This is a genomic window from Microterricola pindariensis, from assembly GCF_002936985.1.
Lineage (GTDB): Bacteria > Actinomycetota > Actinomycetes > Actinomycetales > Microbacteriaceae > Microterricola > Microterricola pindariensis.
In genome coordinates, this window is the sequence record NZ_MPZN01000046.1 from 1 (window position 1) to 25911 (window position 25911).

Annotated in this window: 20 protein-coding genes; 8 read left to right on the forward strand and 12 right to left on the reverse strand. The window is 69.9% G+C overall.

What is annotated here, in order from left to right; genetic code table 11:
- Positions 1 to 86 precede the first annotated feature (86 nt).
- Positions 87 to 1559, forward strand: a complete 1473-nt coding sequence (locus GY24_RS12690; RefSeq protein WP_104476331.1) for a peptide MFS transporter — start codon at positions 87 to 89, stop codon at positions 1557 to 1559.
- A gap of 94 nt (positions 1560 to 1653) precedes the next feature.
- On the opposite strand, the gene GY24_RS12695 is transcribed toward GY24_RS12690, so the two are convergent.
- Both GY24_RS12695 and GY24_RS12700 read right to left on the reverse strand, forming a co-directional pair.
- A complete protein-coding gene (locus tag GY24_RS12695; protein ID WP_104476333.1) occupies positions 1654 to 2724 on the reverse strand; it encodes a formylglycine-generating enzyme family protein in 1071 nt (356 codons plus the stop codon).
- Positions 2721 to 3419 (reverse strand): TetR/AcrR family transcriptional regulator, encoded by a 699-nt coding sequence (locus GY24_RS12700; protein ID WP_104476335.1) that lies wholly within the window; start codon positions 3417 to 3419, stop codon positions 2721 to 2723. Before GY24_RS12700 ends, GY24_RS12695 begins: the two co-directional genes overlap by 4 nt.
- A gap of 128 nt (positions 3420 to 3547) precedes the next feature.
- Here GY24_RS12700 and GY24_RS12705 point away from each other — a divergent pair, with 128 nt between their 5' ends.
- Both GY24_RS12705 and GY24_RS12710 read left to right on the forward strand, forming a co-directional pair.
- Positions 3548 to 4366: a sugar phosphate isomerase/epimerase family protein gene (locus tag GY24_RS12705; protein WP_104476337.1), complete on the forward strand. Its 819-nt coding sequence runs from the start codon at positions 3548 to 3550 to the stop codon at positions 4364 to 4366.
- Positions 4366 to 5496, forward strand: a complete 1131-nt coding sequence (locus tag GY24_RS12710; RefSeq protein ID WP_104476339.1) for a Gfo/Idh/MocA family protein — start codon at positions 4366 to 4368, stop codon at positions 5494 to 5496. Before GY24_RS12705 ends, GY24_RS12710 begins: the two co-directional genes overlap by 1 nt.
- A 688-nt stretch (positions 5497 to 6184) precedes the next feature.
- Here the strand turns inward: GY24_RS12710 and GY24_RS12715 are convergent.
- The 6 genes from GY24_RS12715 to GY24_RS12740 all read right to left on the reverse strand — a co-directional run bounded on the left by GY24_RS12715 (position 6185) and on the right by GY24_RS12740 (position 13790).
- A complete protein-coding gene (locus GY24_RS12715; RefSeq protein WP_104476341.1) occupies positions 6185 to 6817 on the reverse strand; it encodes a phosphoribosylanthranilate isomerase in 633 nt (210 codons plus the stop codon).
- A gap of 158 nt (positions 6818 to 6975) precedes the next feature.
- Positions 6976 to 8535 (reverse strand): carboxylesterase/lipase family protein, encoded by a 1560-nt coding sequence (locus GY24_RS12720; RefSeq protein ID WP_104476343.1) that lies wholly within the window; start codon positions 8533 to 8535, stop codon positions 6976 to 6978.
- A 119-nt stretch (positions 8536 to 8654) separates the two neighbouring features.
- Positions 8655 to 10202, reverse strand: coding sequence for a carboxylesterase/lipase family protein (locus GY24_RS12725; RefSeq protein ID WP_104476345.1), 1548 nt, complete (start codon positions 10200 to 10202; stop codon positions 8655 to 8657).
- A 9-nt stretch (positions 10203 to 10211) separates the two neighbouring features.
- Positions 10212 to 11507: an MFS transporter gene (locus tag GY24_RS12730; RefSeq protein WP_233279354.1), complete on the reverse strand. Its 1296-nt coding sequence runs from the start codon at positions 11505 to 11507 to the stop codon at positions 10212 to 10214.
- Between the two features lie 216 nt (positions 11508 to 11723).
- On the reverse strand, positions 11724 to 13019 hold the full coding sequence (locus GY24_RS12735; protein ID WP_233279355.1) for an MFS transporter: 1296 nt from the start codon (positions 13017 to 13019) through the stop codon (positions 11724 to 11726).
- Between the two features lie 159 nt (positions 13020 to 13178).
- Entirely contained in the window at positions 13179 to 13790 is a 612-nt protein-coding gene (locus tag GY24_RS12740; protein WP_104476351.1) for a TetR/AcrR family transcriptional regulator, read from the reverse strand.
- 241 nt (positions 13791 to 14031) lie between these two features.
- On the opposite strand from GY24_RS12740, the gene GY24_RS12745 reads away from it, so the two are divergent.
- Positions 14032 to 16305, forward strand: a complete 2274-nt coding sequence (locus GY24_RS12745; RefSeq protein ID WP_104476353.1) for a glycoside hydrolase family 3 C-terminal domain-containing protein — start codon at positions 14032 to 14034, stop codon at positions 16303 to 16305.
- A gap of 176 nt (positions 16306 to 16481) precedes the next feature.
- On the forward strand, positions 16482 to 17825 hold the full coding sequence (locus GY24_RS12750) for a CoA transferase (RefSeq protein ID WP_104476355.1): 1344 nt from the start codon (positions 16482 to 16484) through the stop codon (positions 17823 to 17825).
- Positions 17826 to 18292: 467 nt separating this feature from the next.
- Here the strand turns inward: GY24_RS12750 and GY24_RS12755 are convergent, their stop codons facing one another.
- The 4 genes from GY24_RS12755 to GY24_RS12770 are packed head-to-tail and all read right to left on the reverse strand — an operon-like array spanning position 18293 to position 22184.
- Positions 18293 to 19399 carry an ABC transporter ATP-binding protein gene (locus GY24_RS12755; protein ID WP_104476357.1) on the reverse strand — a complete coding sequence of 369 codons (1107 nt, stop codon included), beginning with the start codon at positions 19397 to 19399 and terminating at the stop codon, positions 18293 to 18295.
- Positions 19396 to 20166, reverse strand: a complete 771-nt coding sequence (locus GY24_RS12760) for an ABC transporter permease (RefSeq protein ID WP_104476359.1) — start codon at positions 20164 to 20166, stop codon at positions 19396 to 19398. Before GY24_RS12760 ends, GY24_RS12755 begins: the two co-directional genes overlap by 4 nt.
- Positions 20159 to 21073: an ABC transporter permease gene (locus GY24_RS12765; RefSeq protein WP_104476361.1), complete on the reverse strand. Its 915-nt coding sequence runs from the start codon at positions 21071 to 21073 to the stop codon at positions 20159 to 20161. The genes GY24_RS12760 and GY24_RS12765 overlap by 8 nt, the downstream gene beginning before the upstream one ends.
- A 16-nt stretch (positions 21074 to 21089) precedes the next feature.
- On the reverse strand, positions 21090 to 22184 hold the full coding sequence (locus GY24_RS12770) for a polyamine ABC transporter substrate-binding protein (protein ID WP_104476363.1): 1095 nt from the start codon (positions 22182 to 22184) through the stop codon (positions 21090 to 21092).
- A gap of 266 nt (positions 22185 to 22450) precedes the next feature.
- Between GY24_RS12770 and GY24_RS12775 the strand changes: the two genes are divergently transcribed.
- The 3 genes from GY24_RS12775 to GY24_RS12785 all read left to right on the forward strand — a co-directional run.
- The gene (locus tag GY24_RS12775) at positions 22451 to 23899 is read left to right on the forward strand and encodes an aldehyde dehydrogenase family protein (protein WP_104476365.1); all 1449 of its coding nucleotides are present in this window, start codon (positions 22451 to 22453) and stop codon (positions 23897 to 23899) included.
- 92 nt (positions 23900 to 23991) lie between these two features.
- Positions 23992 to 25392 carry an NAD(P)/FAD-dependent oxidoreductase gene (locus GY24_RS12780; RefSeq protein ID WP_104476367.1) on the forward strand — a complete coding sequence of 467 codons (1401 nt, stop codon included), beginning with the start codon at positions 23992 to 23994 and terminating at the stop codon, positions 25390 to 25392.
- A gap of 34 nt (positions 25393 to 25426) precedes the next feature.
- On the forward strand, positions 25427 to 25911 hold a 485-nt coding region (locus GY24_RS12785; protein ID WP_104476369.1), incomplete at its 3' end, for an Lrp/AsnC family transcriptional regulator.

Consider the following 25911-nt stretch of genomic DNA (forward strand, 5'->3'; position numbering starts at 1 on the left):
CGTCTGAAAGCTCGGACGCAATGTTATGCCGGTGCCCCCGGCAGTGACACACTTGAAAGATGAGTAGTCATCAGGACGGCGTCGCAATGCCCGATCCCGCCGCACACCCCGAAGCCACATCCTCCGACGATCGGAGATTCTTCGGCCAACCGCGGGCCCTCGCCACCCTCTTCGGTGTCGAGATGTGGGAGCGCTTCAGCTTCTACGGCATGCAGGGCATCCTGCTGATCTACCTGTACTTCTCGGCAACGCAGGGCGGCCTCGGGATGCCGCAGGCGACCGCGGCCGGCATCGTCGGCGCCTACGGCGGCGCCGTCTACCTCTCCACCATCCTCGGCGCCTGGTTGGCCGACCGCCTGTTCGGCTCGGAGCGGGTGCTCTTCGTCAGCGCCATCGTGATCATGTTCGGTCACCTCTCGCTGGCGCTGCTGCCCGGCTTCGCCGGTGTCATCGTCGGCCTCATCATGATCGCCGTCGGCTCGGGCGGCCTGAAGGCCAACGCCACGAGCGTCGTCGGCACGCTCTACTCGGAGAGCGACCCGCGCCGCGACGCCGGCTTCTCGCTGTTCTACCTCGGCATCAACCTCGGCGCCTTCTTTGGCGCGCTGCTCACCGGCCTGCTGCAGAGCACGGTCGGCTTCCACTGGGGCTTCGCGCTCGCCGCCTTTGGCATGGCGATCGGCCTCACCCAGTACTCCTTCGGCCGCAAGCGCCTGCCCGCCGCCGCGCACACCGTGGCGAACCCGCTGCCCCGGGCCCGCCGCCCGCTCGTCATCGGCATCGCCGTGGCCGCCGTGCTGCTGGTGCTCGCGCTGATCTTCGCCGGCCTCATCCGGGCCGAGAACCTGGCCGCCCTGGTGATCGGCCTGACGATCGCGTCGACGATCGCCTACTTCTCCGTCATCCTCTCCAGCCGCAAGATCACCAAGACGGAGCGTTCCCGGGTGCTCGGCTTCATCCCGCTGTTCGTCGCCAGCGTCGCGTTCTGGTCGCTCTACCAGCAGCAGTTCACGGTGCTCACGATCTACTCCGACAAGCAGCTGAACCGCAGCATCCTCGGCTGGGAGATGCCGATCTCCTGGGTGCAGTCGATCAACCCGGTGTTCATCATCATCCTCTCCGGCGTGTTCGCGGCGATCTGGACCAAGATGGGCACCCGGCAGCCGTCCACCCCGGTCAAGTTCGCCCTCGGCACCGCGGTGATGGGCATCGGCTTCCTGCTGTTCCTGCCGTTCGCCGGCGGCGCGGCCAACAGCACCCCATTGCTGGCGATCGTCGGCATCCTGCTGGTCTTCACCATCGCCGAGCTGCTGCTCTCGCCGGTGGGCCTCTCGGTGGCCACCAAGCTGGCCCCGAAGGCCTTCCACACCCAGATGGTCGCCCTGTTCTTCCTCTCCGTGGCCCTCGGCACCGCGATCTCCGGCCAGCTGGCCGGGCTGTACCAGCCGGAGACGGAGGCGGCATACTTCGGCATCCTCGGTGGCATCGCCATCGTGCTCGGCATCCTGCTCGCCCTGCTGACGAAGCCCGTGCTGAAGCTCATGGCCGGCGTGCGCTAGCCGCCGACGCCGCCCGGCGCACCGCGCGGAAACGGCCCGGGATCACGCGATCCCGGGCCGTTTCTCTGCGCGCACCCGGCGGATGCCGCAGCGCTCAGCCCGCGGTGAGCGCGACGGTGCGGAACCCCGCGTTCGACATCGACGAGTCGGCGGTGTTGGAGGAGCGTGCCGCGCTGCGGTAGCGGTTGCAGTAGGAGTCGTGGCAGAGGAACGAGCCTCCGCGGAGCACCCGGGCGCCGCCGCGGGGCGGGCCCTGCGGGTTCCTGTTCTCGCCGGAGAGATAGGCCTCCGCCCCGAACCAGTCGGAGCACCACTCCCAGACGTTGCCGACGGACTGCCACAGACCGTAGGCGTTCGGGGTGAAACTGCGCACCGGGGCGGTCGTCAGCCAGCCGTCCTCGAGCGTGTTGTGCCGGGGGAAGCTGCCCTGCCAGATGTTGCACTGCCAGGCGCCGTGCTCGCTCATCAGCTCGTTGCCCCACGGGAAGCGCTGGCCGTGCGCCCCGCCGCGGGCGGCGCACTCCCACTCCGCCTCGGTGGGCAGGCGGCGGCCGGCCCACCGGCAGTAGGCCATGGCGTCGTTCCAGCTGACGTGCACGACGGGGTGGTCGGCCAGGCCGTCGAGGTCGGAGAGGCTGCCGCCCGGGTGCTGCCAATCGGCCCCGCGCACGCCGATCCACCACGGGGTGCCGGGGGCCCGGGAGAGCAGGTCGTTCTGCGGCGCCGCGACGGCCAGGTGGAACACGGCCGAGAACTCGAACGTCTCCGCCTCGGTGCGGTAGCCGGTGGCGTCCACGAAGGCGGCGAAGTCGGCGTTGGTGACGGATGTCGCGTCGATCGCGAAGGCGTCGAGCGTGACGTCGTGCAGGTAGTGCTCGCCGTCGGCCGGCTTGCCGTCGCGGAACGGGTCGCCCATCTGGAACGTCTGGGCGGGCACGACGGACTGCTCGATGGAGTGCGCGACGCGCAGCGTCGCGAAAGGCGGCAGCCCATGCCCAGGAATCCCTTGGGCAGTTACCGGTGCTTGAAAGGCTTCGACAGGCTCAAGCGGCGGAAGGGCGCCGAGCTGCACGGGCTGCGGCCCCCGGCTGGGCGGCTGGCAGCCGCAGCCGCAGCCCCCCTGCTCGCCTTGCTCGCCCTGCTGTTCCTGCTCTGCTGCGCTCATGGTGTCGTCTGCTCCGAGGGTGATGGCGTGGATGTGGACGAGGGGAGCGGCGCGGTCAGCACGCCGCCCAGCCAGCCGCGGATGGTGGCCGCCATGTCGATGCGCTCCGGCTCGAGCAGCCACTGCACCTGCAGGCCGTCCATCAGTGCGATCAGCTCGGTGGCGAGCAACTCGGGGTCTGCGCCGGCGGGGAGCACCCCGGCCTGCTGTGCGCGGCGGAAGGCGTCTCGGCCCCCGCGCCTCGTGCCCTGGTAGCGCCCGACGAAGTAGTCGTGGGCCGGATGCTGCGGGGCTGTCGCCTCGGCCGAGAGCACGGCGAACAGGCGGATCAGCTCGGGGCGGGTGGCGTTGAACTCGACGAGCTCGACCAGCCGGCCCAGCCAGGGGCGGCCGTCCGCGTCATCCGCGTGGCTCCAGTGGAACAGAGCCTCGTCGTCCGCGTCGCGCTCGGCCAGGACGGCCGTGAGCAGCAGCTCCTTGCTCGGGAAGTGGTGCAGCAGTCCGGCGCGGGAGATGCCGCAGGCGGCGGCGACGTCGAGCATCGAGACGGAGTGGAAGCCGGCGCTGCCGAAGAGCTCCGTCGCGGTCTGCACGATGACTGCCTTGCGGGCGCGCCCGGCGGCATAGGCGCCGCGGGCCTGCGCGTTCGCGCCAGCTGACCCCTGGGGGGCGTGGCCGTCATCCGATGTGTGCATCGCGTCCATTCTGACGCAGCCGCGCCGTTCGAGGCGCTCGCGGCTGTCATTTCAACGAAAACCGACACCTCTGTCTGTTTTCATGTTAGCGTGACGGAACGCATTGGCAATCGCAAAGGAGCACTTGCATGAGATCACCGGAACTCTCCGTTCAGCTGTACACGGTCAAGGACCAGCTGGAGGCCGACCTCGACGGAACTCTGGGCCGCCTGGCTGGCATGGGCCTGCGCCTCGTCGAGGCATTCGACTTCGTGCGCCGCCCCGCTGAACTGGCCGAGGCGTTCGCCACGCACGGCCTGAGCTCGCCGACCGGGCATGCCACGCTGCTCTCGGACGAGATCCGGCTCGGTGAGCTCGTGTACCCGGTCGACAGCCACGAGACGATCTTCGCCGCGGCGAAGACGCTCGGTGTCGAGACCGTCATTGACGCCTTCATCCCGCTGGAGCGCTGGCAGACCGAGGAGGGCGTGGCCGACATCGCCACACGCCTGAACGCCGCAGCCCGCAGTGCGGCCGAGCACGGCCTGCGCGTCGGGTACCACAACCACTCGCAGGAGTTCGTGGCCAGCTTCGGCGGCCGTTCGGCCTTCGAGCACTTCGCCGACCAGCTGGACGACGAGGTCGTGCTCGAGGTGGACCTGTTCTGGGCGGCGACCGCCGGCCAGGACGTGCCCGCACTGCTCTCCCGCCTCGGCGAGCGGGTCGTGGCCGTGCACGCCAAGGACGGCATCCCGGGCGTGAACCCTTTCATCCCCGGTGCGGCCACGTTCGACCCGGCCGCGCTCGACCAGCGCCCTGCGGGCCTCGGCGAGGTTCCGATTCTGGCTTCGCTGGCGGCGGCGCCGTCGGTCCGCTACGCGGTCATCGAGTTCGACGCGTACAAGGGCGACATCTTCGAGGGCATCGAGACCGGCGTGAAGTTCTTCGCCGAGAACGGCATCCGCTGATGGCCGGGCAGGGGCCCGTCGGCGTCGGCTTCATCGGCACCGGCATGATCAGCGACACCTACCTGGAGAACCTGAACAGCTTCCCCGACATCCGTGTGGTCATCCTCGGCGACCTGATCGAAGAGCGGGCAGCGGCGCAGGCCGCGAAACACGGCGTCGCCCTGTCGGGCTCGGCCGCCGATGTGCTGGCGCACCCGGATGTCGAGATCGTCGTGAACCTGACGATCCCCGCCGTGCACGCCGAGATCAGCCTGCAGGCGATCGCCGCCGGCAAGCACGTCTGGACGGAGAAGCCGATCAGCATCGACCGGGCCAGCGGTCGCGAGCTGCTGGAGCGGGCGGCTGCCGCCGGGCTCCGCGTCGGCGTCGCGCCGGACACCGTGCTCGGCCCGGGCATGCAGACGGCCAGGCGGGCGATCGCCCGCGGCGACATCGGCACCCCGCTGTCCGGGCAGACGGTCATGCAGTACATCGGCCCGGACGTGTTCCACCCGGACCCCGAGTTCCTCTTCGACCACGGCGCCGGCCCGCTCTTCGACATGGGCCCGTACTACGTGACCACGCTGGTGCACGTGTTCGGCTCGGTGGCCCGGGTGGCCGCATTCGGCTCGCAGGGCCGCACGGAGCGCACCATCGCCACCGGAGGCCGCGCGGGAACCACGTTCCCGGTCGAGGTTCCGACGCACATCAGCGCGATCGCCGAGTTCGAGCAGGGCGGCGTCGCCCAGAGCGTGCTTAGCTTCGACTCGCCGCTGGCCAAGACCGGATACGTCGAGATCACCGGCACCGAGGCGACCATGCTGATCCCCGACCCGAACACCTTCGGCGGCGAGGTGCTGATCACGCGCGCCGGGTTCGGCGAGCCCGCATGGGAGTCGATCCCGCTCGGCGGCGTGCTCACCGGGCGCGGGCTCGGCGTGCTCGACATGGCGCGGGCGATCCGCTCCGGCGGCGCCCACATTGCCACCGGCGACGTCGGCTACCACGTGTTCGACACGCTGGCCTCGATCGAGGATGCCGTCAACACCAAGCAGGTCGTCACGGTGGAGAGCTCGATCGACGCCGTGCCGCTCGTAGCCGACGGCTGGGACCCGTTCGCGGCGACCCTGTCGCCCGTCCCCGTCGGCTGAGTGCCTCTCGGTCGGCTGAGTCCCCTCTCCGCCGGTTGAGTCCCCTCTCCGTCGACTGAGCGAGGAACGAGCGAAGCCCTGAGCATCTCCGCGGAGACGCTCAGGGCTTCGCTCCGTGTGCCGGGCTCCTCTCGCCCCGTTGGTCGAGTAGGCCCGCTAGGGCCGAATCGAGACCCGGTTCCCAGCGGGGAACTGTGTCTGGTGCGGGGTCTCGATACGCTCGTTCCTCGCTACTCGACCAGCGGGTGATTTCACAGGCTCAATCAGCGGGAGAACTGGCTCGACCAGCGGGTGCGGCGCGGCGCGGCGCGGCACCCTCGAGCCGGCGTGCAGATGCGCGTTGGCTCGAGGGAGCGCCAGCGACCGAAGCCAACAGCGCCGCTCGCCCGCTCGCGCGGTTGGTGCCGCGCGGCCGGATGCCGCAGGCTGCCGCCCTCCCCGGTGGTCGAGTAGGCCCGCTAGGGCCGTATCGAGACCCGGTTTCTGGCGGGGGACTGTGTCTGGTGCGGGGTCTCGATACGCTCGTTCCTCGCTACTCGACCAGCGGGTGTGGCGCGGCGCGGCGGGGATTTCGGCGGGCGCTGGGCGCAGCCGGCGGAGGGTCGCGGCCGCAACAGCCAGCCCAGAGAGGCCAGCCCAGAGAGGCCAGCGCAGTGACGCCCGCGCAGAGACGCCAGCGCCGGCGCGGCTAGAGCGCGCGGGCCGCCGCCACGAACGCCTCGATCAGGGCGGCATCCTTCTGGCCGCGGCTGCTCTCGACACCGCTGGACACGTCGACCCCGGCGGGCGAGGCCTCCGAGCCCACGCCGCCGAGCGCGTCGAGCAGCTCCCGAACATTGCCGGGGGTGAGCCCGCCGGCCAGCAGCCAGCCGCCGTGCGGCGGTTCGGCGTGCAGCGCGCTCGTGTCGAAGGGCTCCCCGGCTCCCGGAACGGGGGCGTCCAGCAGCAGCCGGTGGCGGCGGAGCCCCGACGGGTCCCGCTCCAGCTGCTGCAGGTACTCGTCCAGCGAGAGCGCCCGGATCGTGCCGAAGCCCGCCGACTTCACTCGGTCGAGCTCGGCCACCGGCTCGCCGCCGTGCAGCTGCACGGTGCTCACGCCAGCCGCCGTGGCGGTCAGCAGGACCTCGTCGAGCGGCTGCCCCCGGAACACGCCGACGGTCTCGATGCTGTGCGGAACAGCCGTGATCAGCTGCCGCACCGTGTCGGCGTCGACCGTGCGCGGGCTGCCCGGCGCGAACACGAAGCCAACGGCATCCGCCCCGGCCTGCACCGCGGCGGCGAGGGTCGCGGGCTCACGCAGGCCACAGATCTTCACAAACATGGTTCCACTGTGCCATGCTCCGCGGTCGGGTCGGTGCACGTCAGTGGCTTCGGTCGCTGGCGCTCCCTCGAGCCAACGGGAGAGGGAGCCAACGGGAAACCCTCCCGAGCGCCCGCGCGCCCCGGTGTAGGGCCGGGGCGCGCGGAGCCGGGGTGCCGCTAGGCGGGAACCGGCGCGAGCAACGGCCGCACTCCGCCGTAGCCGTCGGCGATGACCGCCGACGGCAGGTCGAAGACCCGGGTGGCCCGGGCGTTCTCGGTGTACTTCGGCCACGGGGCGACGCCGGTGCTCACGAAGGCCACGGCCTCCGCGTGCAGCTCGTCGGCCAGCGCCTGCGGCGGGTTGGCGCCGGCGAGGGCGTCGATCCGCACGCTGTCGAGGCAGTCGAAGAAGAAGGGCACGTCGAGGCAGTGCATGGCGTACGTGAACACGGGGGAGGGCCACGAGAACCGGTACACCCAGGTGGGGGCGCCCGCCGTGCTCGTGCCGCCGGCCGCGCCGGCCTCGCGCGCCTCTGTCACCTTCAACACGGCGGTGCGGAACATCGCGTCGGTCATGTAGCGCCCGACGGCTCCCGCGGTGTCGCGCTTGGCGACATCCGGGTTCGCCGCGAAGTAGGCCTTGCGCTTGACCTTGCCGAGGCCGGCCTTGCCCAGCATGAAGCTCTTCGGGATGAAGCGCAGCTTGCCCTTGGCCTCGTCCATCGCCATGGAGAACTCGTCGTCGGTGGCGCCCAGCACGAGGGGCTTGTCGGCGCCGACGCCGATCCTGAACGAGTCGAGGGTCGGCCGCAGGATGAGCTTCTCGTCGATCATGGGGGCGAGCGCGAGGCCGTCCGCGATCATCCGGCCCAGCATGTCGAGCGGGTTGCCCGGGCCGTCGGCCGGCTCCTGCGCCTTCTGCTGCAGCTCGAGGATGCGCTCCTCGCTGAGGCTGGCGAAGCCCTCGCGGGTCGCCGGCACGCCGGCGAGCTCGGCCAGGCGGCGGGCCAGCTGCTGAGCGCGGGGGCGCGCGACATCGCCGACGGCTCCGGAGATGCAGTAGACGCCGCTGAACAGGTGCTGGGCCGCCTCCATGCCGAGCAGGGTGAGCACGGCGCCGCCGCCGGCGGACTGGCCGACGATCGTGACGCGGGCGGGGTCGCCGCCGAACGCGGCGATGTTCTGCTGCACCCACTCCAGGGCGAGCAGCCAGTCCAGCACGCCGCGGTTGTCGGGGGCGCCATCGATGCAGCCGAACCCGTCGAAGCCGAGCCGGTACGAGATCGACACGGTGACAACGCCGTCGCGGTTGAACGCGGCGCCGTCGTACCAGGGGCTGGCGGGAGACCCGGCGGTGTAGCCGCCGCCGTGGATGTAGACGAGCACGGGCAGGCCGGCGGATGCCGCGGCGGCCGGCGCGGGGGTGAACACGTTCACGTTCAGCGTCGACTCGCCCTCGATCGACGGCTCCGGGATCAGCGTGATCTCAGACAGCGTCTTCCGCTGCGGGGTCGGCCCCATCTCCAATGCGTCGCGCACGCCCTCCCAGGCCGCATGCGGCACGGGGGCCGCGAAGCGCAGCGGGCCGACCGGTGCCTCGGCGAAGGGAATGCCATGGAAGGCGGCGGATGCCAGCCCGCGCCAGCCGCGGGGCGAACGCCAGATGCCGCGCACCACGCCGGCCGCCGTCTGCACCTCGGGGGCGACGGTGATGTCGAATTCGGTCTGCTCTGTCATGGCTGCTTCCTCTGGGTCGCTGGAGATTCAGGTGGTCTTGATTCTGTCGTACAGCCGAATGAGCCTGCCGAGATCCGAGGGACCTCGACAGGCTCACGCAGTGGTGTTGCCCCGGTTTGCTACGCGGCGGGAACGGTGTCCGGCAGCAGCATCCGCAGCGTGGCGAAGGCATCGGACTCCACAGAGGACGCGGGGTCGTCGTAGACGCGGGCCTGCCGGTCGGTGCTGTTCCAGGCCGGCCAGTTGGCCGCACCGTCACGGATCAGCGCCAGGGCGCCGCCGTGCACCTCGTCGGCGAGCAGCTGCGATGGCGTGTCTCCGGCGACGGCGGAGACGCGCTCAGCGCCCAGCTGGTCGAAGAAGAACGGCACGTCGAGGCAGTGGCAGGAGCTGCCGATCGTCGGCGACGACCAGGAGAAGCGGTACAGCCAGGTGGCTGCGGCATCCGCGTCGTCGCGGCCGGCACGCAGCTCGGCGATGTCGAGCGCGGGGGCGCGGAACATCGAGTCGGTGATGTACTGGCCGACCGTGTCGGCCGTGTCGAGACCCTCGTGCGCGGCGACGTACGCCTCGACGAGCTCGGGGGAGTCCACCAGGCGGCCGAGGATCGCGGCGGCCGGGATCGCGGCCATGGCCTCCTTGCCCTCGGCCAGGATCATGTTGAACTCCTGGTCGGTTGCCCCCATGACGAGCGCCTTGTCTGCGCCGATGCCGGCGGCGTACGCCTCGCGGCTGGGCAGCGGGATCAGATCGCCGTCGACGACGGGGCCGAGCACGAGGCCGCCGCTGACCAGGCCGACCAGCCCGGCGATGGGGTCGGACTCGTCGCCGTCCGCGTTTAACGGGGAGGCGGAGGCCTGCAGCTCGAGGATGCGCGACTCCGACAGGCTGCCGAGCCCGGCGCGGGTGGGTGCGACGCCGCCGAGTTCGGCGATCGCGCGCCCGACGGTCTCAGCGGCGTCCAGCGTCGTGGTGGTGGGCGGGCCGGAGATCGAGTAGACGGCGCGGAACAGGTGCTGCGCGGCCGGCATGCCGAGCAGCGTGAGCACGGCGCCGCCGCCGGCGGACTGGCCGGAGATGGTGACCTGCTTCGGGTCGCCGCCGAAGTTCGCGATGTTCTCCTGCACCCACTCGAGGGCGAGCAGCCAGTCGCGCACGCCGCGGTTCATCGGGGCGTCCTCGATGTAGCCGAAACCGTGGAAGCCGAGGCGGTACGAGACGGACACGACGATGACGCCGTCGCGGTTGAACGGTGCCCCGTCGTACCAGGGGCTCGACGGGGAGCCGGAGACGTAGCCGCCGCCGTGGATGTAGACGAGAACGGGCAGGCCGGCGGATTCCGCGGCATCCGTGCCGGGGGCGAGCGGCGCCGGCGTGAACACGTTGACGTTCAGCGTGGAGTCACCGGGGAAGGCCGGCTCGGGGATGAGAGTGATCTCGCCCTGGACCTCGCGGTGCGGGGTGGCACCGAACTCGACGGCGTCGCGCACGCCCTCCCAGGCCCGGTGCGGCACGGGTGCGGCGAAGCGCAGCTCGCCGACGGGCGGCTCGGCGAAGGGGATGCCGAGGAAGGCTGCCGACGGCACGCCTGCGGCATCCGCGCCCTCGCGCCAGAAGCCGCGCACGACGCCGGCAGCGGTCTGAACGAGTGGGGGTGTGCTGGTCATGTGGTTCTCCTAACGAACGCTCTTGATGGGTGCCAGGACGATGGCGGCGAGCGTGACCGCGACCATGGCGAACACGAACAGGGCCTGGTATCCGCCGGCGAAGGTGATGATGAGCCCGGCGACGGCGGGGCTGAGGGCCTGCGGGATGTTGGTGGCGACGTTGAGGATGCCGAGGTCCTTGCCTGCGGCGGTGCCGCCGCCCGGGAGCACCTCGGTCATCAGCGCCGCGTCGCAGGCCATGTAGAGGCCGAAGCCGAATCCGCTGACGATGTTCATGATGAGCATGCCGGTCACGGTGGGCATGACCAGCGGGAAGATCAGGCTGATCACCATGATGACCGTGGCGGCGTAGATGAACACCTTGCGGCGGCCGACCTTGTCACTCCACCAGCCGGCGAGCGAGATCGAGAGCAGCGTCGGCACCAGACCGGCCGCCGCGAGCAGGGCCGCGGTGCTGGCCGCCTCCTCGAGCGGCAGGCCGATGTAGTCCTGCAGGAGGTAGAGGCTGTATGCCGTGATGACGAAGTAGCCGAGGATGAAGAGGAAGCGACCGGCGAACGCCCAGGCGAAGTCGGGGTTCTGCTTCGGGTTGATCCAGAAGCCGGCCAGGAAGTTCTTCCAGCTCCACGGCTCGATCACGGCGCCGACGCTGGAGTAGTCCTTGTTGAAGAGCACGTACAGCACGGTCGAGACGAGCACGCCGATGCCGAAGATCGTGTAGCCGATCCCGACGTTGTTCACGAACTCGGCCGCGACGACGGTACCGAGCACGCCGCCGAGCATCATGCCGAGGCCGGCCATGGCCGAGGCAACGCCACGCTTGGAGCGGGGGAAGCGGTCGGGCACGATGGCGCTGAGTGGGCCCTGGATGGCGTTCATCGACACCTGGATGACGGCCCAGAACGCGGCGATGAGCAGCACGTTCTGCATGCCGCCCAGGCCGAGCAGGAAGTTCATCGCGATGGCGGCGCCGATCAGCATCCACGGGGCGCGGCGGCCCATGCGGGTGCGGGTGCGGTCGCTGAGCGCGCCGACGATGGGCTGGGCGAACAGGGTGAAGACGAACGACACCGTGCTGACGAGGCCGAAGTTGGCGACCTTGGCGAGCGGGTCAGGGTCGATCGTGGCGATCTGCGCGGGAAGCAGGATGCCGATGACGGCGCCGTAGGTGGCGAAGACGAACACCGAGATCACTGCGATCGATGGCAGCAGGCGCCGGGTGGCCACGGGGCTCTGCATTCCTGTCGACGTCAGCGCTGTGCGGCCGTCTTCGGCGAGCTCCGGGGTGGTGGATGGGGTGGGCACGACTCTCCTCTTCATTGAGAAACCGCGGCGCGACGAGGCTGTGTGCCCGCTCACTTCCGCAAACACCGTCAAAACCAAACGACGTTCGGTAATGAGTATGAGCCTCATCGGGCGAGAGCGCAAACGGGGCTCCGCGTGTGGCGCGGTATGGCGGTCGTGGCGCACATGAGTAAGGCTCCGCCCGCGCCGGTGAGGGGCGGGCGGAGCCTCCCCTCGTTAGCGGACGCCCTTGATGGGCATCAGCACGAAGGCGGCCGCCGTGACGGCGACCATCGCGAAGATGAACAGCGACGGGTAGCCGCCGAGCGCGATGATGATGAAGCCGGCGACGGCCGGGCTGAGGGCCTGCGGGATGTTGGTGGCGACGTTGAGGATGCCGAGGTCCTTGCCGGCGGCGACGCCGTCGCCTGGGAGCACCTCGGTCATCAGGGCGGCGTCACAGGCCATGTAGAAGCCGAAGCCGAATCCGCTGACGATGTTCATGATGAGCATGCCCTCGAAGGTGGGCATGATCAGCGGGAAGATCAGCGAGATGACCATGATGACGGTGGCGGCGTAGATGAACACCTTGCGGCGGCCGACCTTGTCGCTCCACCAGCCGGCGAGGGCGATCGAGATCATGGTGGGCAACAAGCCGGCCATGGCGAGCATGGCGGCCGCGCCGGCCGCCTCCTCCAGCTCCATGCCGATGTAGTCCTGCAGCAGGTAGAGGCTGTACGCACTGATGACGAAGTAGCCGAGGATGAACAGGAAGCGCGCGGTGAACGCCCAGAAGAAGTCGGGGTACTTCTTCGGGTTGATCCAGAAGCCCGTGAGGAAGTTCTTCCAGCTCCAGGGCTCGATGACGGCGCCGACGCTGGAGTAGTCCTTGTTGAAGAACACGTAGAGCGCGGTCACGATCAAGACGGCGATGCCGAATACCGCATAGCCGACACCGATGTTCGAGACGAATTGTGCGGCGACGACCGTGCCGAGCACGCCCCCGAGCATCATGCCGACGCCGGCCATGGCCGAGGCGACGCCGCGCTTGGAGCGGGGGAAGCGGTCGGGCGCGACGGCGCTGAGCGGGCCCTGAACAGCGTTCATGGACACCTGGATGACGGCCCAGAACGCCGCGATGAGCAGCACGTTCTGCATGCCGCCCATGCCGAGCAGGAAGATCATCGCGACGGCGGCGCCGATCAGCATCCACGGGGCGCGCCGGCCGAGCCTGTTGCGGGTGCGGTCGCTGAACGCGCCGACGATGGGTTGGGCGAACAGGGTGAAGACGAACGAGATCGAGCTGACGAGGCCGAAGTTCGCGACCTTGGCGACGGGGTCGGGGTCGATGGTCGCGATCTGCGCCGGGAGCAGGATGCCGAGCACCGCGCCGTAGGTGGCGAAGACGAACACCGACAGGATGGCGATCGAGGGCAGCAGTCGCTTGGTGGCAACGGGGCTGTGCATCCCGGTCGAGGTGACGGCCGTGCGGCCGTCGTCCGCGAGCTCTGGGTTGGGCGATGTGGTGGACACGACTCTCCTCTTCATTGAGAAACAGCGGTGGTGCGGGGTAGGGACCTTGGCCGTCGCCGAGCGCCTAAAACCTAGCGACGTTTGGTAATGAGTATGGGGCTGAAGCAGGATTTGGGCAAGCGGCAAATTGCCGCCGCCGCGGCGGCTGGGAGCTGGGCGCTACGGAACGAGGCCGAGCAGTTCCGCCAGGTAGTCGATGTGCTCCGCCATATCGAGTTCCGGGTCGATCATCCACTGCGTCTGCAGGCCGTCGGCGAGGGCGATCATGATGGTCGAGACCTTGTCGGCGTCGATCGCGGGGGAGAGCTTGCCCGCGGCCTGGGCGGCGCGCACGCTCGACGCGAAGTATTTGCGGAAGTCGTGGCCGCGCTGCACGAAGAAGTCGTGGGCGGGGTGTGCGGCATCCGTCGCCTCGGCCGCCAGGCGCGTGTAGAGCTGCGCGAGGCCGGGCACCTCGGTGTTGTGGCGCATGACGGTGGCGAGCGACTCGAAGGGATTCTCGCTGATCGGCGTGGAGGCGATGGAGAGGTCGCCCTCGCCGTGTGCGTAGTCGCGGGTGTCGACCTCGTCACGCTTCTGCAGTACGGCCGCGAAGAGCTCCTCCTTGGAGCTGAAGTAGTGCAGCAGCCCAGCCTGACTGAGCCCGACGGCGTCGGCGAGCTCCCGCACCGAGGTGCGGCTGTAGCCATTGCGGGCGATCACCCGAAGGGCCTCGGTCAGAATCTCGTCGCGCTTGGCGACCCCTTTTGCGTATGAGCCTCTGCGTGCCATAGGTGAATCGTATTGAACTTCCTTGGATTTGAAAACCGAACAATGTATGGTTTTCAGTGTTCGCAGTCGAACTCGCCGGAAGGACCAGCATGACAGTGATGTCGGGACGCGTCCAGATCCGCGTGGGGGCGGGGCGAACGCGCCGCGCGCCGGCCGGCAGCGCACCAGCCGAGCGCACAAGTTTCTCGCCGGGACGGCATCCGAATCTCGTACGCTCTACAGCACCCACGCAAGGAGAATCATGACTGACTCGACCACCATCGCCGCCCGCGCTGCTGACATCGTGGCTGGCCTCACCCTGGAGGAGAAGGCCTCGCTCACCAGCGGAGCCGACTTCTGGAGCACCAAAGCCATCGACCGTGCGGGCGTGCCCCGCATCGTGCTGACCGACGGCCCGCACGGCGTGCGCCTCCAGCGTGAGGGCTCCGACCACCTCGGCCTCGCCGACAGTGTGCCGGCCACCTGCTTCCCGCCCGCCGTGGCGCTCGGCTCGAGCTTCGACTCCGAGCTGCTCGAGCGTGTCGGCGTCGCCCTCGGCGAAGAGGCGAAGGCGGAGGGCGTCGGCGTCCTGCTCGGCCCCGGCATCAACATCAAGCGCTCGCCGCTCTGCGGGCGCAACTTCGAGTACCTCTCCGAGGACCCGATCGTCTCCGGCGTGCTCGGCGCCTCGCTCGTGCGCGGCCTGCAGAGCGAGGGCGTCGGCACCTCGCTCAAGCACTTCGCGGCGAACAACCAGGAGAACGACCGCATGCGCTCGAGCTCGGACGTCGACCCGCGACCGCTGCGCGAGATCTACCTGCGCGGATTCCAGCGCGTCGTCGAAGACGAGCAGCCGTGGACGGTCATGTGCTCGTACAACCGCCTGAACGGCGTCTACACCTCGGAGAACCCGTGGCTGCTGAACTCCGTGCTGCGCGATGAGTGGGGCTTCAACGGCGTCGTCGTCTCCGACTGGGGCGCCGTCAACGAGCGCGTCATCGGCGTCGCGGCCGGCCTCGACCTCGAGATGCCGGGCGGCGGCGGGCGCACCGACGCCGAGCTGGTCGCCGCCGTGCAGGCCGGAACCCTCGACGAGGCCGTGCTCGACGTCGCCGCCCAGCGCAACATCGAGCTGGCGCTCAAGGCGCAGGCCGGGGCAGACGCCGACGCGTCCTACGACGTCGACGCCCACCACGCCCTGGCCCGTGAGGCGGCCGCCCGCAGCATCGTGCTGCTGAAGAACGAGGGCGCGCTGCTGCCGCTCTCGGCCTCGGCATCCGTCGCCGTCATCGGTGAGTTCGCCCGCACGCCGCGCTTCCAGGGCGCGGGCAGCTCGCTGATCAACCCGACCAAGGTCGACAACGCGCTCGACGAGATCGAGCGGGTCGTCGGCGCCGAGCGCGTCGCGTTCGCCGCCGGGTTCACCCTCGCGGGCTCCGCGGAGGACGAGGCGGCGGCGCTCCGGGCCGAGGCCGTTGCCGCGGCGGGCGCCGCCGACACCGTCGTGCTCTTCCTCGGTGTGCCGGCCGCGGACGAGTCAGAGGGCTTCGACCGCGAGCACATCGAGCTGCCCGCGGCCCAGTTGGCGCTGCTCGACGCCGTGCTCGCGGCCAACCCGCGCACCGTGCTCGTGCTCTCCAACGGCGGCGTCGTGCGCCTGTCCGGCTTCGAGGCGCGCGTCCCGGCGATCCTCGAGGGCTGGCTGCTCGGCCAGGCCGGCGGCGGCGCGACCGCCGACGTGCTCTACGGCGTCGTGAACCCGTCCGGCCGCCTCGCCGAGACGATCCCGCTGCGCCTGGAGGACACCCCGGCCTACCTCGAGTTCCCCGGCGAGTTCGGTCACGTGCGCTACGGCGAGGGCCTCTTCGTCGGGTACCGCTGGTACGACGCCCGCTCGATGGCGGTGCAGTACCCGTTCGGGCACGGCCTCTCGTACACCAGCTTCGCGTACTCGGGTCTGGCGCTCGCCGCGGATGCCGCCGGCATCACCGCGACGCTGACGGTGACCAACACCGGCGAGCGTGACGGCCGCGAGATCGTGCAGGTCTACACGGCGCTGGCCGGCTCCGGCGTGCAGCGCGCACCGCAGGAGCTCAAGGGCTTCGCCTCCGTCGCCCTCGCCGCCGGCGAGAGCCGCGCGGTGTCTGTGCAGCTGCGCCGCGACGAGCTCGCCTACTGGGACATCCGGGTCGACAAGTGGGTCGTCGAGGGCGGCGACTACACCGTCGCCGTCGGCGCGTCCAGCCGCGACATCCGCCTGACCGGCACCGTCTCGGTCGACGGTGACACCGTGCGCCTGCCGCTCACGGCCAACTCCTCGATCGGCGAGCTCATTGCCGACCCGGTGGCCGGCCCGATGATGATGCAGGCGATGGCCGCCATGTTCGGCGGCAGCGAGGAGGCAGGCTCGGCCGACGAGGGCATGGAGAAGATGATGGCCTCGTTCCCGATCGGCCGCCTGGCCAGCTTCCCGGGCATGGGCGTCGAGCCCGAGATGATCGAGCAGCTGCTCGCCGCCGCGAACGCCGACAACTAGCGGGCCTGGCCGGCGGCCCCGCCGGCCTCTGGTCCATCGTGTGCGCAGTGCGACGGCCTCCCGCCACGGGAGGCCGCCGGACTGCGCACTCGTCGTATGACCGGGCTGCGGCCCCTGTCCAGTCGGCGCGAGGGCGATTGCGACCGGAGCCGAGCGCCCGGGCGTATGCTCGCCGCATGGGAGCGATTCTTGAGGGTTTGGCCCGCACGGTCGGTGACGAGGGCGCGGCCGCCCGCGTGAGCATTCACGCGGGTGAGACGGGCCTCACGGCGCGGCTGAGGGCGGGGGAGCTCGCCCTGGACAGCGTCTCCTTCTTCGCCGCGCAGGCCGCGCGGCTGCTCGGGCTGCCGGCGGTCGACGTCAGCCCGCCCCGGGTGGGCGTGAACTTCAGCAGCTACAACTACCTGAGCGTCGACGGCGTGCCCGCCGCGGCTTGGGCCCCGCTCAGCGGCTTCTTCGAGGCCGCGGACGGCTGGGTGCGCACGCATGCCAACTACCCACACCACCGCGCCCGCCTGTGCGCAGCCTTCGGCCTCGACGACTCCGCCGGCCGCGACGAGTTCGCGGAGGTGCTCGCCACCCTGCCGGCGGCGGATGCCGAGGCGCTCGCCCTGGCCAGAGGCGCGCTCTGCGTGCGGGTGCGCACGCCCGAGGAGTTCGAGCGGCTCATCCCGCGCGCGCCGCTGCTGGACTGGGCGGCGGCCCCGGCGTCCGGGCGTCCAGTCGCCGCCCGCGCTGGGCGCCCGCGTGTGCTCGACTTCTCCCGCGTCATTGCCGGGCCGACGTGCACCAGGGCGCTCGCGCTGCTCGGCGCCGACGTGCTCCGCATCGACCCGCCAGAACCGGCCGAGATCCCCGTGCAGCACATCGACACCGGGGCGGGCAAACGCTCGGCCGTGCTCGACCTCGGCCAGCACGCCGAGCGGATCGAGCAGTTGCTGGCCGGGGCGGACGTCGTCGTGCTCGGCTACCGGCCGGGCAGCCTGGCGCGGTTCGGGCTCGACGAGCAGGCGCTGCGCGAGCGGCATCCGCACCTCGTCATCGCCACCCTCAGCGCCTACCCGCCGGCCAGCGCGTGGGCAGTGCGGCGCGGCTTCGACTCGCTGGTGCAGGCGGCATCCGGGATCGCCGTGGCGGAGGGCCGCCTGGAGGCGCCGATCGAGGGCAGGGTCGCGGGGCTCGCCGTGCGGCCGGGCGCCCTGCGCGCGCAGGCGCTCGACCACGCCACCGGCTACGTGCTTGCCGGAGCGATCTGCGCGGCGCTCGCGGACGGCGTGCCGGCGACGGTGCGCTCCTCGCTGGCGGCCGCGGCGCAGGAGCTGCTGGCACTGGGCCCGAGCGAAACCGGCGATGCGCCGCTGCCGGTGGATGACGTGGCGCTCGCCTCCGAGCTGGAGACCGTGCAGAGCGATTACGGCGTGCTCCGTCGCGCCCGCGCGATCATCGACCTCCCGGGGCGGGTCCAGGGGCCGGTGGCGCTGCTCGGCAGCGCCCGGCCGGAGTGGGTCTCCGCGCGCTGAGCGGCCCCTGCGCCCCCTCCGTTGGCTCGAGGGAGCGGCAGCGAGCGAAGCCGACGTGGGTCTCTCCCGTTGGTCGAGTAGGCGCGCCAGCGCCGTATCGAGACCCTGACACGGCGTGAGACTGAGCCTGGTGCGGGGTCTCGATACGCTCGTTCCTCGCTACTCGACCAGCGGGTTGCGTTGGCTTGAGGGAGCGCCAGCGACCGAAGCCGAAGCGCGTGGGTCTCTCCCGTTGGTCGAGTAGGCGCGCCAGCGCCGTATCGAGACCCTGACTCGGCGTGAAACTGAGCCTGGTGCGGGGTCTCGATACGCTCGTTCCTCGCTACTCGACCAGCGGTTTGTGGTGTCTCCCCGTGGCTCGAGGGAGCGCTCGCGGGGTGCGGTGTCTCCCGGTGGATCGAGGGAGCGCCAGCGGCCGAAGCCAACAGGCGCTGGGTTGCGGCAGGCTCACCCAGCGGAGGCGCGGCTCACGCGGCGGCGGCCGGGGCGGGCGCCTCCACGGGGTTCGCCACGACCACCACGCGCGCCGCATCGAAGCGCAGCCCGACCCGCTCACCGCGCGTCGCGACGTTCGCCGCGTGCACCGTGCAGCTGATCGGCTTCGCCAGCCCGGCCACCTCGACCGACACCGTCGACGAGCCGCCGAGGAAGAAGGTGTCGACGACGACGCCCTGCAGCGGGGCGGCATCCGGGGCCACGATGTGCACGTCCTCGGGGCGCGCGACCAGGGTGACGGACTCCCGCTCCGCGAACGAGTGCGTCGCCGGGAACACGGCCACGCCGGGCACGTCAACAGAGCTGGCGCCACCGGCCGGGCCGCCGGTGGCGGAGCCGTCGAGCAGGTTCGCCGAGCCGATGAAGCTCGCCACGAAGCGGGTTGCCGGCCGCGAGTACAGGCCCACCGGGGTGTCGAGCTGCTCGATGCCGCCGCGGTTGAGCACTGCGACCCGGTCGGCCATCGACATGGCCTCCTCCTGGTCGTGCGTGACGACGACGAAGGTCATGCCGGCCTCGTGCTGCATGCGCTTGAGCTCCAGCTGCATCTCGGCGCGCACCTTGCGGTCCAGCGCCGAGAGCGGCTCGTCCAACAACAGCACCCGCGGACGCTTGATGATCGCCCGGGCCAGGGCGACCCGCTGCCGCTGCCCGCCGGAGAGCTTGGCGGGGCGGCGCTGGGCGAACGCAGCGAGACCGACGATCTCCAGGGTCTCGCCGACCCGGCGGCGGATCTCCGCTTTGCCGACGCCCTCCGCCTCCAGCCCATATGCGACGTTCTTCTCCACGCTCATGTGCGGGAACAGCGCGTAGGACTGGAACATCATGTTCACCGGCCGGCGGTGGGCCGGCAGCGCGGTCAGGTCCTGCCCGTCGAGCAGGATGGTGCCCTGCCGGGGCGTCTCGAACCCGGCGATCGAGCGCAGCAGCGTCGTCTTGCCGCATCCGGAGGGCCCGAGCAGCGCGAAGAACTCACGGTCGGCGATCGAGAGCGAGACGTCGCGCAGCGCGACGACCTCGCCGTAGCTGTGCTGCACGCCGCGGATGTCGAGCAGGGGAGTGGGGGAAGTGGTTGTCATAGGGCATCCGTTACTCGGGTCAGGCGTTGCGCGCCGATGACGGCGAGCACGCTGACGAACAGCAGCATGGTGGCGAGCGCGTTGATCTCGGGGGTGACGCCGAAGCGCACCATCGAGTAGATCGCGATCGGGAGGGTGGGGGTGGTAGGCGCGGTGGTGAAGAAGGCGATCACGAACTCGTCGAGCGAGAGCGTGAACGCGAGCAGCCCGCCGGCGACCATGCCGGGCGCCAGCTGGGGCAGCGTCACCCGCATGAAGGTGCGGAAGGCGCCGGCCCCGAGATCGCGGGAGGCCTCCTCGAGGCTCGGGTCGAGGCTGGCCAGCCTGGCCAGCACGATCGCGGTGACGAACGCCATCGCGAAAGTGACGTGCGCGATGATCACCGAGTGCAACCCGAGCGTGACGGTCAGCAGCGAGAACAGGCTGAGCAGGCCGACGGCCAGCAGCAGGTCCGGCAGCAGCGCGGGCGCGATGGCGAAGGCGCGCACCAGCCCGCCGCGGGTGTAGCGGTGGATGCCGACCGCCATCAGCGTGCCGAGCAGCGTCGCGAGCACCATGACGGATGCCGCCACGATGAGCGTGTTGCGCAGCCCCGTCATCACCGCCTCGTTGGCGAAGACCGTCGGGTACCACTCGAGCGAGAAGCCCTTCCAGACGAACAGGTTCGCGGAGGAGTTGAACGACATGATCACGACGACGAGGATCGGCAGGTAGAGGAACACGTAGGTGAACCAGAACGGGATCCGGATCAAGCGGGAGCTACGCATCGCGCTTCACCTTCCTCTCCCGTGGGCCCTCTATCACCCGGCGGGACGCGCTCTGCTGGGCGAAGATCAGCGCGATCAGCAGGATCGTCAGCACCAGGGCGAGCGCGGCGCCGAACGGCCAGTCCCTGGCCTTGAGGAACTGGTCGCGGATGAGGTTGCCGATCAGCACGGTCTTGCCGCCGCCGAGGAGCTCTGGAATCACGAAGTTACTCATGGCGGGGACGAAGACGAACACGCAGCCGGTGAGCAGGCCGGGCACAGACAGCGGCAGCGTGATGGTGCGGAACACCCGAAACGGGTTCGATCCGAGGTTCGTCGCCGCCTCGGTGAGCTGGGCGTCCTGCGAGGAGAGCGAGGAGTACAGCGGCAGCACCATGAGCGGCAGGTACATATAGAGGAGCCCGATGATGACGGCCGGCTGGGTGTAGAGCATCTTCAACGGCTCGTCGATGATGCCGACCGCCTGCAGGCCCTGGTTGATCCAGCCGGCATTGTTCAGCAGCAGGATCCAGGCGTAGGTGCGGATCAGGAAGTTCGTCCAGAACGGCAGCAGCACCGCGATCAGCGCGATGGTGCGCCACTTCGGGGGCAGCCGCACGATGACGAGGGCCGTCGGGTAGCCGAGCGCGACGGCGAGCACGGTGACGATCAGCGCCGTGCCGATGGAGGTGGCGATGACGTTGAGGTAGAGCGGGTCGGCCAGCCGGACGAAGTTGTCCAGTGTGAAGGTGTAGACAACGCCACCGAATCGGCCGCGCTCGAAGAAGGCGTAGCTGGTGACGAGGAGGAGGGGGACGGCGACGAAGAGGGCGAGCACGAGCGTTCCCGGGGTGAGGAACGGCAGTGCCGCCCACCCCCGGCGCGCTCCGCGTGGAACGACGCCGGGGGTGGGGGACTGTGTGGCCATAGTGCGGATGCCGGGGCTAGCCCGCGGCCATCACTTCGGTGGCGAGCTTGGTGAACTCGGGGCTGAACTCTCCGACGTCGACGATGACCTCCTGCTTCAACAGCTCCGCCGGCGTCATCTGCAGGTTCGGGTACGCCTCAAGGATCGCCGGGTCGACGGCCGCCATGGCCGCCTCGTTGGGCACCTTGTAGAGGATGTTCTCGGCGACCCAGGACTGCACGTCGGCCTCGAGGATGTAGTTGATGAAGGCCATGGCGGCCTCCTTGTTCTTCGAGGTCTTCAGCACCGTCATGGTGTCGGTCCAGAGGTCGCTGCCCTCGCTGGGGACGACGAACTTGATGTTCGGGTCCTCGGCGATGCCGTAGTTGCACCAGCCGTCCCACGCCTGGGTCAGGGAGGCCTCGCCCGAAACCAGCTTGGTGTAGAAGGTGGTGTCGTCGAAGGCGAGGAGGGTGGGCTTGGTCTCGAGCAGCTGCTCCTTGACGGCGGCCAGGTCGTCGGGGTTGGTGGTGTTCACCGACATGCCGAGCTGTTTGAGGGCGGGGAGGGCCATCCAGCGCTCCGTCGCGAGCATTGTCGTCTTGCCGGTCACGTCCGGAGCGGGTGTGAGCAGGTCGTTCCAGGATGTCGGCTCGGCGGCGACCAGGTCGGAGCGGTAGCAGAGCCCGGTCGTGCCCCAGGCGTACGGCATGGAGTAGTTGTTGCCCGGGTCGTAGGCGAGCTGAGTCGCCTCCTCGTAGAGGTTCGACTCATTGGGGATGAGCGCCTTGTCGAGGCTCGAGATCAGCCCGGCCTCGTTCAGGGCCTGGGCGTACTGGCCGGAGACGAAGGCGACGTCGATGCCGGAGTCGCCGCCCGCGGTGAGCTTGCCCATGATGTCTTCGTTGGTGGCGTGGTTGACGATCGTGACGGGGATCCCCGTCTCCGCCTCGAAGGTCTCTGCGAGGTCGGCCGGCGAGTAGTCGGCCCAGATGCTGACGACCAGGCTCTGCTTGGTGAGGTCGGCATCCGGGTCGAGCGGGGCTTCTTCGCCGCCGCCGCTTGCGCAGGATGAGAGGGCGAGGCTCGCAATTGCTGCCGTTGCGAGGAGCGAAACTGCTTTGTAACGCATAGTTCCTCCAGAATCGGGAGATAAGTCTTTCGATTGAGAACTGCTCGGTGTGTGAGCAAGTATGTCGAGGCGCAGCTTGCATATCAATCACTTTTTGTAACGATATTTGCGATCTGAGCAAAACTGTGATCCATTCTTTGCTCGTTAGTGTTGACATCCGGAGTCGAGCGGCTAGTGTGAATTTCCAATTGACGGCACAACAGCGTGCCGGCCCACTTCTCGGCAATGGCGCCGCGAGGTTGAGAGAGAGGTCATTCGTGAATTCAATGCCGACGCCCCCGAGGCAGCAGCTCTACATCGACGGACAGTTCACCGACGGCACGTCCGGCGCCTCGGTCGACGTGATCAGCCCGGTGACCGGAGAGCGCATCGCGACCCTCCCGGTGCCGAGCGAGGCGGACCTCGACCGCGCCGTCACGGCCGCCCGCGAGGCGCAGCGCGAGTGGCGCCAGGTCGGCGTCTGGCAGCGCGCCGCCGTCTGCCACCGCATCGGCGACGAGATCCTCAAGCGCGCCGACGACCTCGCCCGGCTGCAGACCCTCGAGCAGGGCAAGCCGCTGGCCGAGTCGCTCGCCGACATCAAGGAGGCCGCGGCGCTGTTCCACCTGCACGCCGAGGACGCCGTCCGCCTGCACGGCGAGACGTTCCCCTCGAACGACACGAACAAGCGCATGTGGACCTTCTACAAGCCGGTCGGCACCTGGGCGATCATCACGCCGTGGAACTTCCCCGTGCTGATGATGGCCGAGTTCGTGGCCCCGGGCCTGGCCACCGGCAACTCGCACGTGCTGAAGCCGCCGACGCACACCTCGCTCACCGTGCTCGCCGTGCTCGAGGCCTTCGAGGCGGCCGGCCTGCCCAAGGGCCTCATCAATGTGCTCCCCGGCGAGGGCGACTTCGGCAGCAAGCTCGTCAGCCACCCCGGCATCGACGCCATCGGCTTCATCGGCTCCTCCGCGACCGGCGAGAAGATCAACGCGATCTCCGGCCTCAAACGCTCGATCATGGAGCTCTCCGGCAACGGCCCCCTCATCGTGCTCGAGGACGCCGACCTGCAGCGCGCCGCCCAGGCGGCCGCCGACGGCGCCTACTTCTGCGCCGGCCAGGTCTGCTGCGCCACCGAGCGAGTGCTCGTGCACGCCAATGTGCACGACGCCTTCATTGAGGAGCTGCTGAAGACCGTCGACGGCGTCACCCTCGGCAACCCCTTCGACGCCGCCACCAACCTCGGCCCGCTGAACAACGAGGGCGTCGCCGCCAAGATGGACAGGCACATGGCGGATGCCCGGGCCCGCGGCTTCGACGTGCTCGCCGGCGGCGGCCGCCGGGCCGGCTTCCAGACCGACCTCTACTACGAGTTCACCATCGTCGACGGCGTGAGCGAGGACAGCCTGCTCAGCGTCGAGGAGTCGTTCGGCCCGGTCGTGCCCGTGATCACCGGCGCCTCGGATGACGAGCTGCTCCGCATCGCGAACGCCGACAAGCTCGGCCTGCAGTCCGCCGTCTTCACGAACGACCTCTCCAAGGCGTACCGCTTCGTCGAGGAGATCGAGACCGGCCAGGTCATCGTGAACGACAGCAACGGCTTCTGGGACATCAACATGCCGTTCGGCGGTGCCGGCGGCAAGGGAACCGGTTGGGGCCGCATCGGCGGCAAGCACACTCTGTTGGATATGAGCGACCTGCGCACGGGAGTCATCCACCTGTCCCGCTGATCCCCACCAACACCCGAGAAACCCGGTGTTCCACGCTGCCTCCGCGCGCCCTGGGACACCGGGTTTCTCGACCTACAAACAAGGGAACACGCATGTCTGTGAGCACACCGACGTCCGCTCTGGCCAACGCGAGCGCAACGCCATTCTGGATCGACCACGCGGAGGTGCCGGACCGGCTGCCCAGTCTCAGCGGGCGGGCCGATGCCGATCTGCTCGTCGTCGGTGGCGGCTACACCGGGCTGTGGACGGCGATCCTCGCGAAGGAGGAGAACCCCTCCGCGCGGGTGGTGTTGCTGGAGGCCGGCCGCATCGGGCACGCCGCGAGCGGCCGCAACGGCGGCTTCTGCTCGCCGAGCCTCACCCACGGCCTGGCGAACGGCCTGGAGCGGTGGCCGGATGAGATCGACCAGTTGGTGCGCATCGGCACCGAGAACCTGCAGGAGATCGAGGCCACGATCGCGCGCTACGGCATCGACGCCGACTTCGCGATGACCGGGAAGGTCGCGTTCGCGCGCACCGAGTGGGAGGCGGCCGGGCTCAAGGCCGCGGCGGCCGCGAGCATCGCCCACGGAGACCCGGCCCACTTCATCCCGGCCGCCGAAATGGGCGGCTGGACGACATCCCATGCCTACATCGCCGGCATGCACTCCCCGAACTACGCGCTCGTCGACCCGTACAAGCTTGTGCTCGGGCTGCGCCGGGTCTGCCTTGAGCTTGGCGTTGCGCTGTTCGAGGGCTCGCCCGTCAGCGCCATCAACGCGCGGGGCGGCGGCCCCGTGGTGGCGCGCACCGCCGACGGCGAGGTGCGCGCGCACAAGGTCGCCCTCGCGACGAACGCGTTCCGGCCGCTGCTGCGGCGCCTCTCGCTCAGCACGATCCCGGTCTACGACTACGCGATCGTCACCGAACCGCTCAGCGACGCCGACTTCGCCGCGATCGGATGGATGGGCGAGTACGGCCTCACCGACGCCGGCAACCAGTTCCACTACTACCGCAAGACCGCGGACAACCGGATCCTCTGGGGTGGGTACGACGCGATCTACCACTACGGCTCGGCGCGCGGCGAAAGCCTCACCCAGCGCCGGGAGACGTTCGAGAAGCTGGCCGCGCAGTTCCACGAGACATACCCGCAGCTGGCGCACGTGAAGTTCACGCACCAGTGGGGCGGCATCGTCGACTCCTCGACCCGCTTCTGTCTGACGGCGGGGGTGGCCTCCCGCGGCCGCGTCGCCTACGCCATCGGATTCACGGGACTGGGCGTCTCGGCCACACACTTCGCCGGCCGGGTCATGCTCGACCTGCTGGCCGGGCGCCGCACCGAGCGCACCGAGCTCGCCATGATCAAACGGCCGTTGGTGCCGTTCCCCCCGGAGCCCGTGCGCTACCTCGGCGTGCAGTTGACCCGGTGGTCGATGGCGCGCGAAGACAAGACGGGCAAGCGCAACCTCTGGTTGCGCCTGATGGATGCGCTTGGGCTCGGTTTTGACTCGTAATCACGGCAGGGGCGATGCCGCTAACGTTGGGTCCATGAGTCAACCGGTGAGCATGGACGACATCGATCGGCAGATCGTCACCGCGCTGCAGGGCGACGGGCGGCGGCCGTTCAACCAGATCGCCGAGGAGCTCGGCATCCCCGCCTCGTCGGTGCGCTACCGCACCCGGCGGCTGGAGGAGCTCGGCATCCTGCAGGTGGTCGGCATTGCGAACCCGCTCGCGATCGGCTTCGACCGCCTGGCGATGATCGGCATCCGCACGGCAGCGGGCACCGCGCGCTCCGTCTGCACCGCGCTCGCCGCGTTGCCCGAGACGAGCTACGTGATCCTGACCACCGGCCAGTTCGACGTCATGGCCGAGGTCATCTGCCGCGACGTCGAGCACTTCACCGAGGTCGTCAACGACCGGATGCAGGCCATCGAGGGTGTCGTCTCGACGGAGTCGTTCTTCGTGCTCGAGGCGCACAAGCTCGCCTACGGCTGGGGCGTCGGCACGGTGCCCGGGCCGAGCGAGGCCGA

Coding starts and splice junctions, on each gene's coding strand:
- GY24_RS12780 (WP_104476367.1), top strand. CDS start 23,992: ATGTCTGTGAGCACACCGACGTCCGCTCTGGCCAACGCGAGCGCAACG.
- GY24_RS12715 (WP_104476341.1), bottom strand. CDS start 6,817: ATGTTTGTGAAGATCTGTGGCCTGCGTGAGCCCGCGACCCTCGCCGCC.
- GY24_RS12695 (WP_104476333.1), bottom strand. CDS start 2,724: ATGAGCGCAGCAGAGCAGGAACAGCAGGGCGAGCAAGGCGAGCAGGGG.
- GY24_RS12775 (WP_104476365.1), top strand. CDS start 22,451: ATGCCGACGCCCCCGAGGCAGCAGCTCTACATCGACGGACAGTTCACC.
- GY24_RS12690 (WP_104476331.1), top strand. CDS start 87: ATGCCCGATCCCGCCGCACACCCCGAAGCCACATCCTCCGACGATCGG.
- GY24_RS12725 (WP_104476345.1), bottom strand. CDS start 10,202: ATGACCAGCACACCCCCACTCGTTCAGACCGCTGCCGGCGTCGTGCGC.
- GY24_RS12750 (WP_104476355.1), top strand. CDS start 16,482: ATGGGAGCGATTCTTGAGGGTTTGGCCCGCACGGTCGGTGACGAGGGC.
- GY24_RS12765 (WP_104476361.1), bottom strand. CDS start 21,073: ATGGCCACACAGTCCCCCACCCCCGGCGTCGTTCCACGCGGAGCGCGC.
- GY24_RS12740 (WP_104476351.1), bottom strand. CDS start 13,790: ATGGCACGCAGAGGCTCATACGCAAAAGGGGTCGCCAAGCGCGACGAG.
- GY24_RS12710 (WP_104476339.1), top strand. CDS start 4,366: ATGGCCGGGCAGGGGCCCGTCGGCGTCGGCTTCATCGGCACCGGCATG.
- GY24_RS12745 (WP_104476353.1), top strand. CDS start 14,032: ATGACTGACTCGACCACCATCGCCGCCCGCGCTGCTGACATCGTGGCT.
- GY24_RS12705 (WP_104476337.1), top strand. CDS start 3,548: ATGAGATCACCGGAACTCTCCGTTCAGCTGTACACGGTCAAGGACCAG.
- GY24_RS12770 (WP_104476363.1), bottom strand. CDS start 22,184: ATGCGTTACAAAGCAGTTTCGCTCCTCGCAACGGCAGCAATTGCGAGC.
- GY24_RS12700 (WP_104476335.1), bottom strand. CDS start 3,419: ATGCACACATCGGATGACGGCCACGCCCCCCAGGGGTCAGCTGGCGCG.
- GY24_RS12760 (WP_104476359.1), bottom strand. CDS start 20,166: ATGCGTAGCTCCCGCTTGATCCGGATCCCGTTCTGGTTCACCTACGTG.
- GY24_RS12755 (WP_104476357.1), bottom strand. CDS start 19,399: ATGACAACCACTTCCCCCACTCCCCTGCTCGACATCCGCGGCGTGCAG.
- GY24_RS12720 (WP_104476343.1), bottom strand. CDS start 8,535: ATGACAGAGCAGACCGAATTCGACATCACCGTCGCCCCCGAGGTGCAG.